Raw genomic sequence first — 15,631 nt, 5'->3', positions numbered from 1 at the left:
GGCCGAGTGGAACGTGACGGGCAGAAAAAAGACCGGGACCGGCCGCGCTCCCGCGACCGGATCACCACCGGGATCGTGACAGCCAAGCCCGAGCCCGCCGACGGCATACCGCACGACGCCGATCGATCGACGCCTCGCCGACGCGTCATCGGACTTTGCATATCGAAAATCGTTCGTTCGTCCCGCATACCAAGCCGTATACGCTAATCGCGCCATGCAACCCGTGCCATGCTCGTCGGCCGAGCGACGAAGGGGCACGGCCTATTCGACCATTCAACCAAACCGACCCATTCGATGAGTTTTCTTCACCAGGCGCGCATCGTCGCATTGGCCGTCTCGCTCGGCCTTCTGGCGGGCTGCAACGGCGATAGCGTCGACCGCTCGAACGTTTCACCCGTCGCTACGGAGAACGCGGCAAACGGCGCGACGATATTCACGATTCCGCTGTATCAGTTCTACGCCACGCGACAGAGCTACATCGCTCAGGGCCTTGCGCCGAATACGTTTCTTCACAGTCGCCGGCTCTCCGATGCGTCATCCACCGCGGTGACGAAGCCCAATCACGACACGCTGTATTCCATCGCCATGCTGCAACTGGACGCGGGCCCCGTTCAAATCGATACGCCCTCGAGCGGTAGCCGTTACTTCTCCCTCGCGTTGATGGACGCCTATACGAACAACTTCGCGATTCGCGGCACGAGCGCCGACAACGGCGTTGCGAAGGTCTTTTGGGTCGTCGGGCCGAACTGGCAGGGAGAAGCGCCCGCAGGGGTCATCGTGCTCCGCTCGTCGACCAACGCGGTCTGGGCCCTGGCACGGACTTACGTGAGCGACGCGAGCGATTATCCGGCCGCGTGGGCGGTTCAGAACCAATTGGTCGCGTCGCAACCCGCTGGAACCGGCGGCACGACGTGGGACAGCGTGGACAAGCAAAAGCCGCCTGGTTATACCCACTGGCCATCGTATTTCCAGTACGTGAACCAGCTGCTGAAAAAGAGCCCGCCCACGCCGCAGGACACGGCCGTGCTGGCGGCGCTCGATGCGATCGGCATCGGCCCGGCGCAGACCTTCGACCCGTCGTCTGCCGACATCGCGTCGATCAGCGCCGGCGCAACGCAGGCGTTGGCGAGCCTGACGACCGGCAGCAGAACGCAGCAAGCGTCGACCCAGACGAGTACCGGCGTAAATGGCTGGACAGGCGGTCCGGCGAACGTCGGAAACTATGGAACCCACTACACGTTGCGAGCGAACGTTGCGCTGAACGGCCTCGGTGCGCTCCCCGGCAGCGAAGCGATCTATTACACCAGCACGGAAGCGGCGAACACGCCGGGTGCGAACTACGACGGCAACGGCGTCTATCAGATGACGTTTCCCGCCGGGCAGCTTCCGCCGGCACGCGCGTTCTGGTCATTGACGCTGTACGGCGGCACGAACCAGGCGCAGGCATTCTTCTATTCGAATCCCGATCAAGTCTACGCGCTGTCCTATCCGGCCTCGAACTTTCAGTTCGCCAGCGACGGCTCGCTCGTGCTCACCATCAGCCACGCGCGACCCGCGGGCGTACCGGCCAGCAATTGGTTGCCCGCTCCTGCCGGCGCGTTCAACCTGACGCTGCGCACGTACTTGCCCGATACGCCGCTCCTGAGCGGAACCTACAAACTGCCACCGGTGATACGCGTTCAATGAGGTGCCGTTTGCGCACGCCGGAAACAACCAGTGCTCCTGCGGCGTGAAATTCCGGCGGAACGGACGGGACGCGTGTCCGCAGGCCGCACGTGCGCGTCCCGCCGGAAAACCGCGCAGGCGGTTTCCTTCCCTGCGCGATCATTGCATCTACGCGGGCGGCACCGGAAGGCACAAATGAAAAAGCCCGCACGAGGCGGGCTGTTTCATTTGTTTGGCGGAGCGGACGGGACTCGAACCCGCGACCCCCGGCGTGACAGGCCGGTATTCTAACCGACTGAACTACCGCTCCTTGGTCTGGCTGAATCGTGAAACTGGTGGGTGCTGAGGGGTTCGAACCCCCGACCTACGCCTTGTAAGGGCGCCGCTCTACCAGCTGAGCTAAGCACCCGTTTCCGATTCGTTCCGACTGCGATCTGCGTTTGCGCATCAACAATCAGCGAGCCCGCAAGTTTAATTCATCCCCGATCATTTTGCCAAGCCTGCGCGTGAATTTTTTTAACGCACGCGTTCGCACGATTCCGATCCATATAAAAAAACCCGCGGACACCGCCGCGGGTTTCGTGAACAACCGTCAGCAACGACGGTGCTCGGAGCCTCAGTGCTTGACGACTTCCGTCGAGCCGGCGTCCTTCGCCGCCTCGCCGACCGGCGCCGCTGCCTTCGCTTCTTCTTCCGGCGGCAGCGGAGTCGGCGAACGCTCGAGCGCGAGTTCCAGCACCTTGTCGATCCAGCGGACCGGCACGATCTCGATCGCGTTCTTCACGTTGTCCGGAATGTCCGCGAGATCCTTCACGTTCTCTTCCGGAATCAGCACGAGCTTGATACCGCCGCGGTGAGCCGCCAGCAGTTTCTCCTTCAGCCCGCCGATCGGCAGCACTTCGCCACGCAACGTGATTTCGCCCGTCATCGCGACGTCGGCCCGCACGGGAATACCCGTCAGCACCGACACCAGCGCGGTCGTCATCGCACCGCCGGCGGACGGACCGTCCTTCGGCGTCGCGCCTTCCGGCACGTGGATATGGATGTCCTGCTTCTCGAACGCTTCGTCCTTGATACCGAGACGACGCGAACGCGAGCGCACGACCGAACGTGCGGCCTCGACCGACTCCTTCATCACGTCGCCGAGCGAACCCGTACGGATCACGTTGCCCTTGCCCGGCATCACCGCGGCTTCGATCGTCAGCAAGTCGCCGCCGACTTCCGTCCACGCGAGGCCCGTCACCTGACCGACCTGGTTTTCCTTCGCCGCGAGGCCGAAGTCGTACTTGCGCACGCCGAGGAACGTATCGAGGTTCTCGCCATCGACCTTGATCGCGCCCGATGCCTTCTTCAGCAGCAGCATCTTCACGACCTTGCGGCAGATCTTCGACACTTCCCGCTCGAGCGAACGCACACCGGCTTCGCGCGTGTAGTAGCGGATGATGTCGCGGATCGCCTGCTCGGTGACCTCGATCTCGCCTTCCTTCAGCCCGTTGTTCTTCTTCTGCTTCGGCAGCAGGTAACGCTGGGCAATGCTGACCTTCTCGTCTTCCGTGTAGCCCGACAGACGGATCACTTCCATCCGGTCGAGCAGCGGCGGCGGGATGTTCAGCGAGTTCGACGTCGCGACGAACATCACGTCCGACAGGTCGAAGTCGACCTCGATGTAGTGGTCGGCGAACGTGTGGTTCTGTTCCGGATCGAGCACTTCGAGCAGCGCCGACGACGGATCGCCGCGGAAATCCATGCCCATCTTGTCGACTTCGTCGAGCAGGAAGAGCGGATTGCGCACGCCGACCTTCGCGAGGCTTTGCAGGATCTTGCCCGGCATCGAACCGATGTACGTGCGGCGGTGGCCGCGGATCTCGGCTTCGTCACGCACGCCGCCGAGCGCCATCCGGACGAACTTGCGGTTCGTCGCACGGGCGATCGACTGGCCGAGCGAGGTCTTGCCGACGCCCGGAGGCCCGACGAGGCACAGGATCGGCGCCTTGACCTTGTCCACGCGCTGTTGCACCGCGAGATACTCGAGGATCCGTTCCTTGACCTTCTCGAGGCCGAAGTGATCCTCGTCGAGCACCTGCTCGGCGTTCGACAGGTCGTTGTTGACCTTGCTCTTCTTGCGCCACGGCAGGCCGATCAGCGTGTCGATGTAGTTGCGCACGACGGTGGCTTCCGCCGACATCGGCGACATCAGCTTCAGCTTCTTCAGCTCGGCATCGGCCTTCTTCTTGGCTTCCTTCGGCATGCGCGCGGCGTTGATGCGCTTCTCGAGTTCCTCGAGATCCGCGCCCTCCTCGCCTTCGCCCAGTTCCTTCTGGATCGCCTTGACCTGTTCGTTCAGGTAGTACTCGCGCTGGCTCTTTTCCATCTGGCGCTTCACGCGCCCGCGGATGCGCTTTTCGACCTGCAGGATGTCGATCTCGGCTTCGAGTTGCGCGAGCAGGTGCTCGAGACGCTCGATGACCGGGAACATTTCGAGAATGTGCTGCTTCTGGTCGAGCTTCAGCGGCAGGCGCTCGGCGATCATGTCGGCGAGACGGCCCGCTTCGTCGATGCCCGACAGCGACGTGAGAATCTCCGGCGGGATCTTCTTGTTCAGCTTCACGTACTGGTCGAACTGCGACACGATCGCGCGACGCAGCGCTTCCGTCTCGGCGCTGTCGGCGTGGTCGGGCTCGAGCGGCATCACTTCGCAGGAGAACTGCGTCTCCTGTTCTTCGATGGACAACGCCTTCGCACGCTGCAGGCCCTCGACGAGCACCTTCACGGTGCCGTCCGGCAGCTTCAGCATCTGCAGGATGTTGGCGATACAACCGACCTCGTACATGTCCTTTTCGGTCGGTTCGTCCTTGGCCGCGGTTTTCTGGGCGACGAGCATGATGTGCTTGCCGCCTTCCATCGCTGCTTCGAGGGCCTTGATCGATTTCGGTCGGCCCACGAAGAGCGGAATGACCATGTGCGGGAAAACGACGACGTCCCGCAGCGGCAGCAGCGGGAGCGTGATGCGTTCCGGCGGGAGAAGTTGGGTGCCTGACATTTCATTTCCCCATGAGTGGAATCAATTGTTCGGTAATTGAGGCCGCCACAACGAATTGCAAGCCTTCAAGTGCGGGAAATATTCGGTAAGAAAGTAACCACCGCGTGTCGAGTCAGAGTTACCCACAAGATAAACGAAAAAAAGCCGCCCACGGACTCATGAACGGCCTTTTTCGCTGAACATCGTCGGCAAGCCGGTCAGTTCGAACCCGCCACCTTCGGCGTGTCCTCGTAGATCAGCAAGGGCTTGCCGTCCCCATCGATGACGTTCTCGTCGATGATGACCTTGCTGACCCCTTTCATCGTCGGCAGCTCGTACATCACGTCGAGCAACGCCTGTTCGATGATCGAACGCAAACCGCGCGCGCCGGTCTTGCGGCGGATCGCCTTGCGGGCGACTGCCTGCAACGCGCCCGGCCGGATTTCCAGCTCGACGCGCTCCATTGCGAACAGCTTGTGATACTGCTTGACGAGCGCATTCTTCGGCTCGACCAGGATCTTCATCAGCGCGGCTTCGTCGAGCTTGCCGAGCGTCGCGACCACCGGCAGGCGGCCGATCAATTCGGGGATCAGACCGAATTTGATCAGGTCTTCCGGTTCCGTTTCGCGCAGCACTTCGCCCGCGTCGCGCTCCTGCTTGCTCTTGACCGTCGCGCCGAAGCCGATGCCGGTTTTTTCGGTACGATCGGTGATCACCTTTTCGAGACCGTCGAACGCGCCGCCGCAGATGAACAGGATGTTGGTCGTGTCGACCTGGATGAAGTCCTGGTTCGGGTGCTTGCGGCCGCCCTGCGGCGGCACCGACGCCATCGTGCCCTCGACGAGCTTCAAGAGCGCCTGCTGGACACCCTCGCCCGACACGTCGCGCGTGATCGACGGGTTGTCCGACTTGCGGCTGATCTTGTCGATTTCGTCGATGTAGACGATCCCGCGCTGGGCCTTGTCGACCTCGTAGTTGCAGTTCTGCAACAGCTTCTGGATGATGTTCTCGACGTCCTCGCCGACGTAGCCGGCTTCGGTCAGCGTCGTCGCATCGGCGATCACGAACGGCACGTTGAGCAACCGCGCGAGCGTCTGTGCGAGCAGCGTCTTGCCGGAGCCCGTCGGGCCGATCAGCAGGATGTTGCTCTTCGACAGCTCGACGTCGTCCTTCTTGTCGAGATGCTTCAGGCGCTTGTAGTGGTTGTACACGGCCACCGCGAGGATCTTCTTCGCGCGCTCCTGGCCGATCACGTACTGATCGAGGATGTCGCGAATTTCCTGCGGGCTCGGCAGATCCGACCGGGACAGGCTGGCCTCGACGCCGGCGGCAGCCGCCTCGTCGCGAATGATTTCGTTGCAGAGATCGATACATTCATCGCAGATGAACACCGACGGGCCAGCGATGAGTTTTTTCACCTCATGCTGGCTTTTCCCGCAAAACGAGCAATACAACAGCTTCTCGCTGTTCGAACCTTTTTTGTCCGCCATGAATGTAGAGCCTCCGGACAGGTAAATGACATGATACGCCGATTGCTCCGGACGCCGCGCCTAGGGCGCGACCGGAGCCGGCTGGATGCGCTTGCCGCAGATGCTCAGGGCACTCGGGACATTGCGGGGGCGCCGCACGAATCGGGGCGGCACCCCGTTTAAGCTCACGGGCGCTTCAACAGCACCTGATCGATCAGCCCGTACGCCTTCGCGTCCTCGCTCGACATGAAGTTATCACGGTCGGTGTCGCGCGCGATGCGCTCGACGTCCTGGCCCGTGTGCTGCGCGAGCAGGTTGTTCAACCGCTCCTTCAGGTAGAGGATTTCGCGCGCCTGGATCTCGATGTCGGACGCCTGGCCGCGCGCGCCGCCCAGCGGCTGGTGAATCATCACGCGCGAATTCGGCAGCGCGAAGCGCTTGCCCTTCGCACCCGACGCGAGCAGGAACGCACCCATGCTGGCCGCGAGACCCATGCACAGGGTCGACACGTCCGGCTTGATGAACTGCATCGTGTCGTAGATCGCCATCCCGGCCGACACCGAGCCGCCCGGGCTGTTGATGTAGAGGCTGATGTCCTTGTCGGGATTCTCGCTCTCGAGGAACAGCAATTGCGCGACCACGAGGTTGGCGGTCTGGTCGTTCACTTCGCCGACCATGAACACCAGGCGCTCCTTCAGGAGACGCGAATAGATATCGTACGAACGCTCGCCGCGGCCGCTCGTTTCGACGACGATCGGCACCAGCCCCAGCGCTTGCGCCTCGAAACCCTGCGGCGCGTTCGAAGCAAGCATGTCCAGCAATTCAGCGCGAGTGATCATTCAATGAACCTTGTTCGAATGGAAAATTGAACGGAAGGAAGCCGCCCGCTCAATCGCCATATTAATGGCAACCGTGCGCTTGACGTAAAAACGGCGTGCGGGCCGTCGCTCCGACAGCCGGCACGCCGCTAGAGCGACACTTACGCTTGCGCCGATGCGCTCGCGAGTGCCTCGAAGCTCACTTCCTTGTCCGTCACCTTTGCCTTGCCCAGCACGAAGTCGACGACGTTGCTTTCAACGACGAACGCTTCCATCTCGGCGAGGCGCTGCTGGTTGGAATAATACCAGCGGACCACTTCCTTCGGGTCTTCGTAGCTCTTCGCGAACTCGTCGACTTCCGCGCGGATCTGTTCCGGCTTCGCTTCGAGGCCGTTCGCCTTCACGAGTTCTGCCAGCACGAGGCCCAGCTTCACGCGACGCTCGGCCTGCTCGGCGAACATCTCGGCCGGGATCGGCGCGTCCTTCGCGTTCGGCACGCCGCGCTGCGCCAAATCCTGGCGAGCCATTTCGACGAGACGTTGCTGATCCTGCTCGATCAGCGCCTTCGGCACGTCCAGCTCCGAAATCTTCAGCAGCGCGTCCATCACCTGGTTCTTGACGATCGACTGCGTGCGGCGCTTCGCTTCGCGCTCGAGGTTTTCCTTGATCTCGGCGCGCATCTTCGTGAGGTCGCCGTCTTCGATGCCGAGCGACTTCGCGAATTCGGCGTCGATTTCCGGAAGGTGCGGCCACTCGATCTTCTTCATCGTGACCGTGAACTGCGCCGTTTTGCCGGCGACGTCCTTGCCGTGGTAGTCATCCGGGAACTTGAGGTCGAACGTACGCTGTTCGCCGACCTTCAGGCCCAGCGCTGCCGTTTCGAATTCCGGCAGCATGCGGCCTTCGCCGAGCACGAACGGGAAATCTTCGGCCGTGCCGCCCTGGAACGCGACGTCGTCGATCTTGCCGACGAAGTCGACCGTCACGCGGTCGCCGTTCTTCGCCGCGGTGTCCGCGCCGCCGTCGCCATGCTCGCCGGCTTCGCCGCGTGCGTGGTAGTGCACGCGTTGCTTGCGCAGGATGTCCAGCGTGCGGTCGATTTCGGCGTCGCCGATCGACGTCGTCGAGCGCTCGACTTCAGCCGTCGCCAGATCGCCGATCTTCACTTCCGGGTAGACCTCGAACGTCGCGTCGAACGCGTACGCGTCTTCAGCCTGCTCCTGCTTCGGCTCGAAGCTCGGCTGGCCGGCCACACGCAGGTTTTCCGCGCGGCTGATCGTGAAGAATTCCTGGCCGATCTTGTCGCTCAGCACTTCCGCCTCGACCTGGCCCGAGTATTGTTGCGCGACCATCTTCACCGGCACCTTGCCCGGGCGGAAACCCGGCATGCGCACGGTCTTCGCGAGTTTCTGGATACGGGCGTCGATTTCCTTCTGCACGGTGTCTTTCGGCAGGGAAATCGTCACGCGGCGTTCAAGCTTGCCGAGGTTCTCAACAACGTTAGCCATGGCTTCAATCGTCCTAAAATTATTCGAGCGAATCGGGTTTTCCTTGCCGTGCCTGCCTGCGGCGTAGGGTGCATCGCATGCACCCGCCGCGCCGGAGCGCCACGCCATCCCTGCACGCGCCGAATGGCTAGCGCAAGCGGCTCGGAGCACGGCTTTGGCCGGAAGAATCGACTATTCTAGCAAACAATTTTCCTCATACCGCCAGATCGGCGCGACACGTGTGCGTCCCGCCCCATCGACGGCCCGCTGCACGACCATGCGCGCGGATCGTCGCTATGCCGAACGGCGTATCCACCCCGGGCCCACCATCCTGTAAGCTCCGATAGCGTGTGAGCCACCTTCACGGCCCACCCGTTCATTCCTCATACCAAACACGCCTTCCGGAGACACCATGCCGCAACACTCGTCCGCGCCTGTCGTCGTCATCGCGCCCGATTCGTTCAAAGGCTCGCTTTCCGCCGAGCAGGTCGCGAACGCGATCGCCACCGGCATTCGCCGCGCCCGGCCCGACGCGGTCGTGCGCTGCTGCCCGATGGCCGACGGCGGCGAAGGCACGCTCGACGCGATGCTGGCGGGCGGCGGCACGCGGCGCACGCTGCAGGTGGCCGGCGCGTCGCTGGCGGCGCGCGACGCGGCGGTGGGCGTGATCGATGCGCGCACCGCGATCGTCGAGACGGCCGAGATCGTCGGGATTACCGACCCGGTCGGCATGAGCGTGCCGGTCGACGCGCGCAGCACGCGCGGGATGGGCGAGGCGATCCGCGCACTGCTCGACGACGGCGTGCGCCGCTTCTTCGTCGCGCTCGGCGGCAGCAGCACCAACGACGCGGGCGCCGGGCTGCTCGCGGGCCTCGGCCTGCAGTGCTTCGACGCGGGCGGCCAGCCGGTCGAGCCCGTGCCGTCGCGGTTGGCCGACATCGCGCGCATCGACGCGTCGGGGCTCGATCCGCGCCTGAAGGAAACGGAGTTCGTCGGCATGTCCGACGTCGACAATCCGCTGACGGGCGCGCATGGCGCCACCGCCGTGTTCGGTCCGCAAAAGGGCGTGACGGCGGCGCAGGTCGCGACCCTCGATACGGCCCTCGCCCACTTCGCCGACCTGCTCGAAGCCGCACTCGACCGCCGCGGCCGCGACCTGCCGGGCGCGGGCGCCGCGGGCGGCCTCGGTTTCGCGCTGCACATGCTCGGTGCACGCTTCGAGGCCGGCGCCGAAGTGGTGGCCCGCCAGGTCGGGCTCGACGCCGCCCTGGCCGGGGCCGACTGGCTGATCACCGGCGAAGGCCGCTCCGACGTGCAGACGCTGCACGGCAAGGCGCCGTTCATCGCGTGCCGGCACGCGCAGGCAGCCGGCGTGAGCGCATCGCTGCTGTCGGGCGCGGTCGACCCGGCCGCGCTGCCGCGCCTGTCCGAGCACTTCGCCGGCTGCTTTTCGCCGGCTCCCGGGCCGATCACGCTCGACGTCGCGATCCGCGACGCGGCCGACCTGCTCGCGAACGAAGCGGAACAGTTGACACGCCTGAAGTACGGTGCACACTGACCGTTGACCCGAGCGCGCGATACAGGAACAATCGGGCCCGCCCTTTTTCTTCAGGATTCGACATGAAAGGCCGCCAAGCCGGGCTCGATCAGTTTCTGACCTATCGCCTCCATGCGCTCACGAAGCGCTCCGACCGCGGGATCGGCGAGGTGTACCGGCACAAGCTCGACATCTCGCTACCCGAGGCGCGCGTGATCGCCGCCGTCGGCGCGTTCGGCCCGTTCTCGATCATGGATCTCGCGCGCCACACCAATCTCGACAAGAGCCAGGCAAGCCGCGCGGCCGAAGCGCTGCTGCGGCAGGGGCTGCTCGAGCGCAGCGCGAGCGACGAAGACGGCCGGATCGTGCTGATCGCGCTGACCGCCGACGGCCGAGCGCTGCATCGCAAGATCATGCCGATCGTGCGCAAGTGGAACGACGGCCTGCTCGCGTGCCTGTCCGACAGCGAACGTCAGACGTTCGAGCGGCTGCTCGACAAGATCGTTGCGCACGCAGTCGAGCGCGACGACTGAGTAACCGGCTTCGAAGTCAAGCGCGATGAAGTGAATCGTCCCAAGGCGTGTCGGCCCCGCCGTCGCCGGTTCGCGAAGCGCAGCAGGCGGCATTGATCAGACGAATCGGACGGGCCGTCCGCGTTGCGTCATGCACGATCCAGGCGGCTTGTCTGGGCGCACCGTCCGGGCGGCCCGTCTTGCACCGCGACGGCATCGTGCGAAGCGCGCGCGGTCGCGTTGCCGGCGTTGCCGACAGCCGCGAATCCGGTGGCTTCGTGCGCACTACAACCCGCTGTTCGTCGCGCGCTGACGCAACAATCCGAGCACCGCGTCGCAGTACGGCGTCGGCACGCCAAGCTTGCGACCGAGTTCCGGAAACACGCCGAGGATCGGCCCGATCTCGAGCGAGCGCCCCGCCTCGAAATCCTGCAGCATCGACGTCTTGAACGCGCCGAGCTTGCGCGTGACCGCGATCCGCTCGGGGCCGCTCATCCCGGCGGACAAGCCGAGCTTCGCGCCGATCGCAGCCGCTTCCTCCATCATCCGCAGCGCGAGATCCTGCGTGAACGGATCGTCGAGCAACTGTTCGGCCGTCGACCCGGTCAACGCGCTCAGCGGGTTCATGTTCATGTTGCCCCACAGCTTCGTCCAGATCTCGGTCCGGATCGCGGGCGTCGTCTCGACGTCGAAACCGCCGGCCGCGAGCGCCGCGGCGAACCGCGCCGTAGCCCTGTCGAGCCGCGGATCGGGCGTGCCGACGATCAGCCGGTTGCCGCGCCCGCGCCGCACGACGCCCGGCGCGTCGGTACTCGACGACAGATGCACGACGCAGCCGATCGCCTGCGCGGGCGGCAACGCGGCCGATACCGCGCCGGCCGGATCCACCGCATCGAGCGGCACGCCGTCGATCGCCCCTTCGAGCCCGTGCGTGAACCACCACGGCAGCCCGTTCATCGCCGCGACGATCACCGTATCCGGTCCGACCAGCGGCGCAATGCGCGCGGCCAGCGCCGGCAGCGCCTGTGCCTTCAGCGCGATCACCACGTAGTCCTGCACACCGAGCGCGGCCGCATCGTCGCTTGCGCGCACCGGCACCGACGCGATTGCGCCCGCCTCGTCGATCACGCGCACGCCGTGGGCATTCAGCGCATCGAGCGTCGCGCCGCGTGCGTACGCGCTCACGGTCATGCCGGCTCTCGACAACGCGGCCGCGAGCAATCCGCCGATCGCGCCGACCCCGACCACCGCCGCGCGCACCGACCCTGAATTCGTGTCGTTCATGATGGAATTCCGTCTCCCAGGAGCTGACGAGCATAACGCTCAATGGTTGCGGGCACAACCATTTGCGCGGCGTACCGTGCATCGGGCGGCACGCGTTCGTGCACCTCAGCGCGGTATGCCGCCCGCATCCACCGCTTCGTCGTCGATCGCGCCGCTGGTCGCGCCGAGCACGCCGGCGATCTGGCTCTTGTCGTGCATGCCGAGCTTGCGGTACGCGCAGCGCAGGTAGTGGCGCACGGTCGTCGGCGAGATCGCCATCTGCTGGGCGACTTCCTTGTGCGAACGCCCGGCGCCGTAATAGCGGATCGCCGCGAGCTCGCGCGGGCTCAGCCGGTCGAGCAGCGAGCGCGGCCGCGCCTCGATCTGGAACAGCCCCGCGACGGGCACGCACTGGATGCGCAGCGCGTCGCCGACGAACGGCCGGCCCGGCTGGCGCCGCAGATGCGCGACAAGCGGCTCCGGTACGCGCGCACCGGCCCAGGCCGGCCATTCGGTGCGCAGCACGTCGTCGAAATCGTGATCGGCATGGTGCAGCACACCGAAGTTGTCGCACAGCGCACGCGCCGCCGGCACGACCGTGTCGGCGCGCTCGCGTTCGCGCGTGAGCTGCGCGGCACGGTTGATCGTCAATGCGGCCGCGAGATGCGGAATGACCTCCTCGAAACGATGTGCTTCGTCGTCGCTGAACGGCCGGTTCAGGCCCTGCCGATAGATCGACACGAACGTCGTCAGGCCGAAGCGGCGATCGAGCGTACATACGAACATCAGTTGCGCGAGCCCGTACTTCACGCACCAGTCGCGAAACCGCGCATCGAGCCCCGGCTCGACGACCGACAGCCGCACCGCGCGGCCGTGCGCGCCGTGCAGCGTGCGGCGCGCGAGCGGGTCGCAATCGCGCACGCGCTTCCAGTCGATGAAGAACGCGTGCGGCAACCGGTACAAAAAGCTGTTGTGCATCACCGGACCGGTCGGCACATGGGTCGCGACGCCCGTCCACGCGGCATCGAACGGAACGAGCGCCTGCAGCAGCGAAAAGAACCGGTATTCGAATTCGCCGATGGCGGACTGCGCGGCCACCGCGTACAGGTCGAGCAGCATCAGGCCGAGTTCGCGCTGCGCTGCGTCGCCACGCGTGACGCCATCGAAATCGGCGCGCCGGGACGGCAGCGGCGGCCACGCGAATTCGTCGAGCGCGATGGCGGCCGGCACGTCGCGCAGCGCGTCGAGGTCCTGCCCGATATCCGTCGTGATCCTCACCTTCCGCTCTCCTGTCCGGTCGGGCCGCCGATGTGCGCAACGATACCGGCCGATTATAGCGAGCGACTTTTTTGGCGGGCCACGGCGCCGAAACGCTCGCCAATCCCATCCATTTGAACGGTACACCGCACGTTGCTGCTGCGCAGCACGGCGCGCGACGGCATCGCGCGGCGTTCGCGCCGCGCACCGCGGGTTTTCCGCACCGTTCATCTGGACGACTGTTCGACGGTTTTCCCGCTGCGGACACTGCGTCGCGACCACACCAACGACGAGCCGATGCAGGAAGGCATGGAGAACCCCACGTGACGACACCCCGCTTCATCCGCACGGCCATGGCCGCCGCGGCGCTTGCCGCATGCAGCGGCGCCGCGCACGCGCAGTCCGCCCTCACGCTGTACGGCGCGCTCGACGTCGGCGTGCAATATCTGACGCACGCCGACGGGCACCGTTCGGCCGTGCGGTTGCAGAACTACGGCATCCTGCCTTCGCAGTTCGGGATCAAGGGCCACGAGGATCTCGGCGGCGGCTGGCGGGCGCTGTTCAAGCTGGAACAGGGCTTCAACGTCAACGACGGCACCCCGACCGTGCCCGGCTACGCGTTCTTCCGCGGAGCATACGCCGGCATCACGGGACCGGTCGGCACCGTCACGCTCGGCCGCCAGTTCAGCGTGCTGTTCGACAAGACACTGTTCTACGACCCGCTCTGGTACGGGTCGTACAGCGGCCAGGGCGTGCTCGTGCCGATGAACGCGAACTTCATCGACCACTCGGTCAAATACCAGTCGCCGACGTTCGCCGGCTTCGACGTCGAAGCCCTCGCCGCGACCTCCGGCGTCGCGGGCAATACGCGCGCCGGACGCGTGCTCGAGCTCGGCGGCCAGTACGCGAGCAACGGCCTGTCGGTGAGCGCGGTGCTGCATCAGGCGCACGGCGACGTATCGGCGGCGGCCGACGCGTCCGCGCGGCGTCGCGAACTCGGCACGCTCGCCGCACGTTATGCGTTCGCCACGCTGCCGCTCACCGTGTATGCGGGCGTCGAACGCCTGACCGGCGACCTCGACGCGGCCCGCACGATCGTCTGGGGCGGCGCGCGCTACCTGACGTCGAACGGGATCGGCCTGAACGCGGGCGTCTACCACACCGATGCGCGCACGCCGGCGATCGGCCACCCGACGTTGTTCATCGCGAGCACCACGTACGCGCTGTCCAAGCGCACCGTCGCATACGTGAACCTCGGCTATGCGCGCAACAGCGGCCAAAGCTCGCAGACCGTCTACGAATACGACCCGACGTCGCTTGCCGGCGCGTCGCAGTTCGGCGCGATGGTCGGTATGTACCACCTGTTCTGATTCCCCCAACGAGATCCTGTCATGAAGACCCTGCCCCCGGATGTCGCCCTCTCGCGCGACGGCCATGCGTCGACGTTCGCGCGCTCGACGCTCGTCGCGCTCGTCGTGTTCGCGGCCATCACGCCGCTGTTGCTGCTCGTGGCGCCCGCCGTCGCCGGTCAGCTCGCCACGCAGCTCGGCTTGTCCGCGTCGCAGATCGGCACCTACTTCTTCGTCGAACTCGGCGCGTTCAGCCTCGCGACCGTGCCGTCGTACCTGTGGCTCGGACGTGTCGACGCGCGTCGCGTCGCGGCGTTCGCCATCGCACTGTTCGGCGCGGGCAACCTGCTGACTGCGCTGTGGATGCCGGGGTTTGCCGCGCTGCTCGCGCTGCGCGCCGTCACCGCCCTCGGCGGCGGCTCGCTGATGGTGCTCTGCATGACGAGCGCGGCGACGAGCACGAACAGCGACCGCGTGTACGGCCTGTGGGTCGTCGGCCAGTTGATCGCGGGCGCGATCGGCCTGTTCGTGCTGCCGCACGTATTCGCCGCGTTCGGGCTACGCGCGCTGTACGTCGCGCTCGCCGTGCTCGCGCTGCTCGCGGCGCCGCTGTCGCGCGGCTTTCCAACGTCGCTCGGCACGCGGGCGGCGTCCGCGTACGCGGCGCGCGGCGACGCGCCGCCGACGCCGCGACGCTTCGTCGCGCTCGCCATCGGCGCGGTGCTGACGTTCTATCTCGCGATCGGCAGCGTGTGGACGTTCGCGAGCCGTGCGGCGGCCGAGGCCGGGCTCGATCCGCAGTCGACCGGCAACGTGCTCGCGATCGCGAGCGTGATGGGGATCGCCGGCGCGGCGCTCGCGTCGTGCGCGGGCGGCCGGCTCGCGCGGCGCGCGATGCTGGCGACCGGCTATGCGCTGCTCGCGGCGTCGCTCGTCGCGCTCGCTGCGATGCGTGACACCGGCGGCTACGGCGCGGCGATCTTCGCGTTCAAGTTCGCGTGGACCTTCGTGCTGCCGTTCATTCTCGCGACTGTCGCGCAGATCGACACGTCGGGCCGCCTCGTCGCAACACTCAATTTCGTGATCGGCGCGGGGCTCGCCGCCGGCCCGCTGCTGGCCGGCCTGATGCTCGACGCCGGCGGCACGATGCGCGCGCTGTTCGCGGCCGCGACGGCCGTCGCGATCGTGTCGTTCACCGCGCTGCGCCACATCGATCGCCGCGCGCGCCCCTCCGCTTCCTCCCAACCGTGACAGG

General features: G+C 65.9%; 12 protein-coding genes and 2 tRNA genes. 6 read left to right on the top strand and 8 right to left on the bottom strand.

The window, feature by feature from the left end; translation table 11 throughout:
• The first annotated feature begins 294 nt into the window (after window positions 1–294).
• Window positions 295–1,686, top strand: coding sequence for a DUF1254 domain-containing protein (locus WT24_RS12950; protein ID WP_060033833.1), 1,392 nt, complete (start codon window positions 295–297; stop codon window positions 1,684–1,686).
• Between the two features lie 212 nt (window positions 1,687–1,898).
• On the opposite strand, the gene WT24_RS12945 is transcribed toward WT24_RS12950, so the two are convergent.
• From WT24_RS12945 to tig, 6 genes are all read right to left on the bottom strand, one after another.
• Window positions 1,899–1,975, bottom strand: a tRNA-Asp gene (locus WT24_RS12945).
• 23 nt (window positions 1,976–1,998) lie between these two features.
• Window positions 1,999–2,074 (bottom strand) — tRNA-Val (locus WT24_RS12940).
• A 207-nt stretch (window positions 2,075–2,281) separates the two neighbouring features.
• Window positions 2,282–4,705, bottom strand: a complete 2,424-nt coding sequence (gene lon / locus WT24_RS12935; RefSeq protein WP_050013282.1) for an endopeptidase La — start codon at window positions 4,703–4,705, stop codon at window positions 2,282–2,284.
• A gap of 197 nt (window positions 4,706–4,902) precedes the next feature.
• Window positions 4,903–6,174 carry an ATP-dependent Clp protease ATP-binding subunit ClpX gene (clpX, locus tag WT24_RS12930; protein ID WP_006489345.1) on the bottom strand — a complete coding sequence of 424 codons (1,272 nt, stop codon included), beginning with the start codon at window positions 6,172–6,174 and terminating at the stop codon, window positions 4,903–4,905.
• A 164-nt stretch (window positions 6,175–6,338) separates the two neighbouring features.
• Complete coding sequence (gene clpP / locus WT24_RS12925) at window positions 6,339–6,992, bottom strand: ATP-dependent Clp endopeptidase proteolytic subunit ClpP (RefSeq protein ID WP_006496351.1); 654 nt, start codon at window positions 6,990–6,992, stop codon at window positions 6,339–6,341.
• Between the two features lie 140 nt (window positions 6,993–7,132).
• Window positions 7,133–8,479, bottom strand: coding sequence for a trigger factor (gene tig, locus WT24_RS12920; RefSeq protein WP_059790645.1), 1,347 nt, complete (start codon window positions 8,477–8,479; stop codon window positions 7,133–7,135).
• A 391-nt stretch (window positions 8,480–8,870) separates the two neighbouring features.
• Between tig and WT24_RS12915 the strand changes: the two genes are divergently transcribed.
• Together WT24_RS12915 and WT24_RS12910 are read left to right on the top strand one after the other, a co-directional pair.
• Complete coding sequence (locus WT24_RS12915; protein ID WP_060033829.1) at window positions 8,871–10,016, top strand: glycerate kinase; 1,146 nt, start codon at window positions 8,871–8,873, stop codon at window positions 10,014–10,016.
• Between the two features lie 62 nt (window positions 10,017–10,078).
• On the top strand, window positions 10,079–10,528 hold the full coding sequence (locus WT24_RS12910; protein ID WP_060033826.1) for a MarR family winged helix-turn-helix transcriptional regulator: 450 nt from the start codon (window positions 10,079–10,081) through the stop codon (window positions 10,526–10,528).
• Window positions 10,529–10,792: 264 nt separating this feature from the next.
• Here WT24_RS12910 and WT24_RS12905 read toward each other — a convergent pair whose 3' ends face one another.
• Entirely contained in the window at window positions 10,793–11,791 is a 999-nt protein-coding gene (locus tag WT24_RS12905; protein WP_060033824.1) for a 2-dehydropantoate 2-reductase, read from the bottom strand.
• A 105-nt stretch (window positions 11,792–11,896) separates the two neighbouring features.
• Window positions 11,897–13,048, bottom strand: coding sequence for a helix-turn-helix transcriptional regulator (locus tag WT24_RS12900; RefSeq protein WP_060033821.1), 1,152 nt, complete (start codon window positions 13,046–13,048; stop codon window positions 11,897–11,899).
• 132 nt (window positions 13,049–13,180) lie between these two features.
• Between WT24_RS12900 and WT24_RS34875 the strand changes: the two genes are divergently transcribed.
• Genes WT24_RS34875 through WT24_RS12890 form a run of 3 tightly spaced genes read left to right on the top strand, consistent with a single transcriptional unit; the run spans window position 13,181 to window position 15,627 of the window.
• A complete protein-coding gene (locus WT24_RS34875; protein ID WP_179949340.1) occupies window positions 13,181–13,354 on the top strand; it encodes a hypothetical protein in 174 nt (57 codons plus the stop codon).
• The gene (locus WT24_RS12895; protein WP_060033818.1) at window positions 13,351–14,397 is read left to right on the top strand and encodes a porin; all 1,047 of its coding nucleotides are present in this window, start codon (window positions 13,351–13,353) and stop codon (window positions 14,395–14,397) included. Before WT24_RS34875 ends, WT24_RS12895 begins: the two co-directional genes overlap by 4 nt.
• A 21-nt stretch (window positions 14,398–14,418) precedes the next feature.
• A complete protein-coding gene (locus tag WT24_RS12890; protein ID WP_060033816.1) occupies window positions 14,419–15,627 on the top strand; it encodes an MFS transporter in 1,209 nt (402 codons plus the stop codon).
• Window positions 15,628–15,631: the final 4 nt, after the last annotated feature.

Origin of the sequence: Burkholderia sp. MSMB1078WGS (assembly GCF_001528895.1) — a bacterium.
GTDB lineage: Bacteria > Pseudomonadota > Gammaproteobacteria > Burkholderiales > Burkholderiaceae > Burkholderia.
The sequence above is the reverse complement of the archived record's forward strand: the minus strand, read 5'-3'. Positions and strand labels throughout refer to the sequence as shown.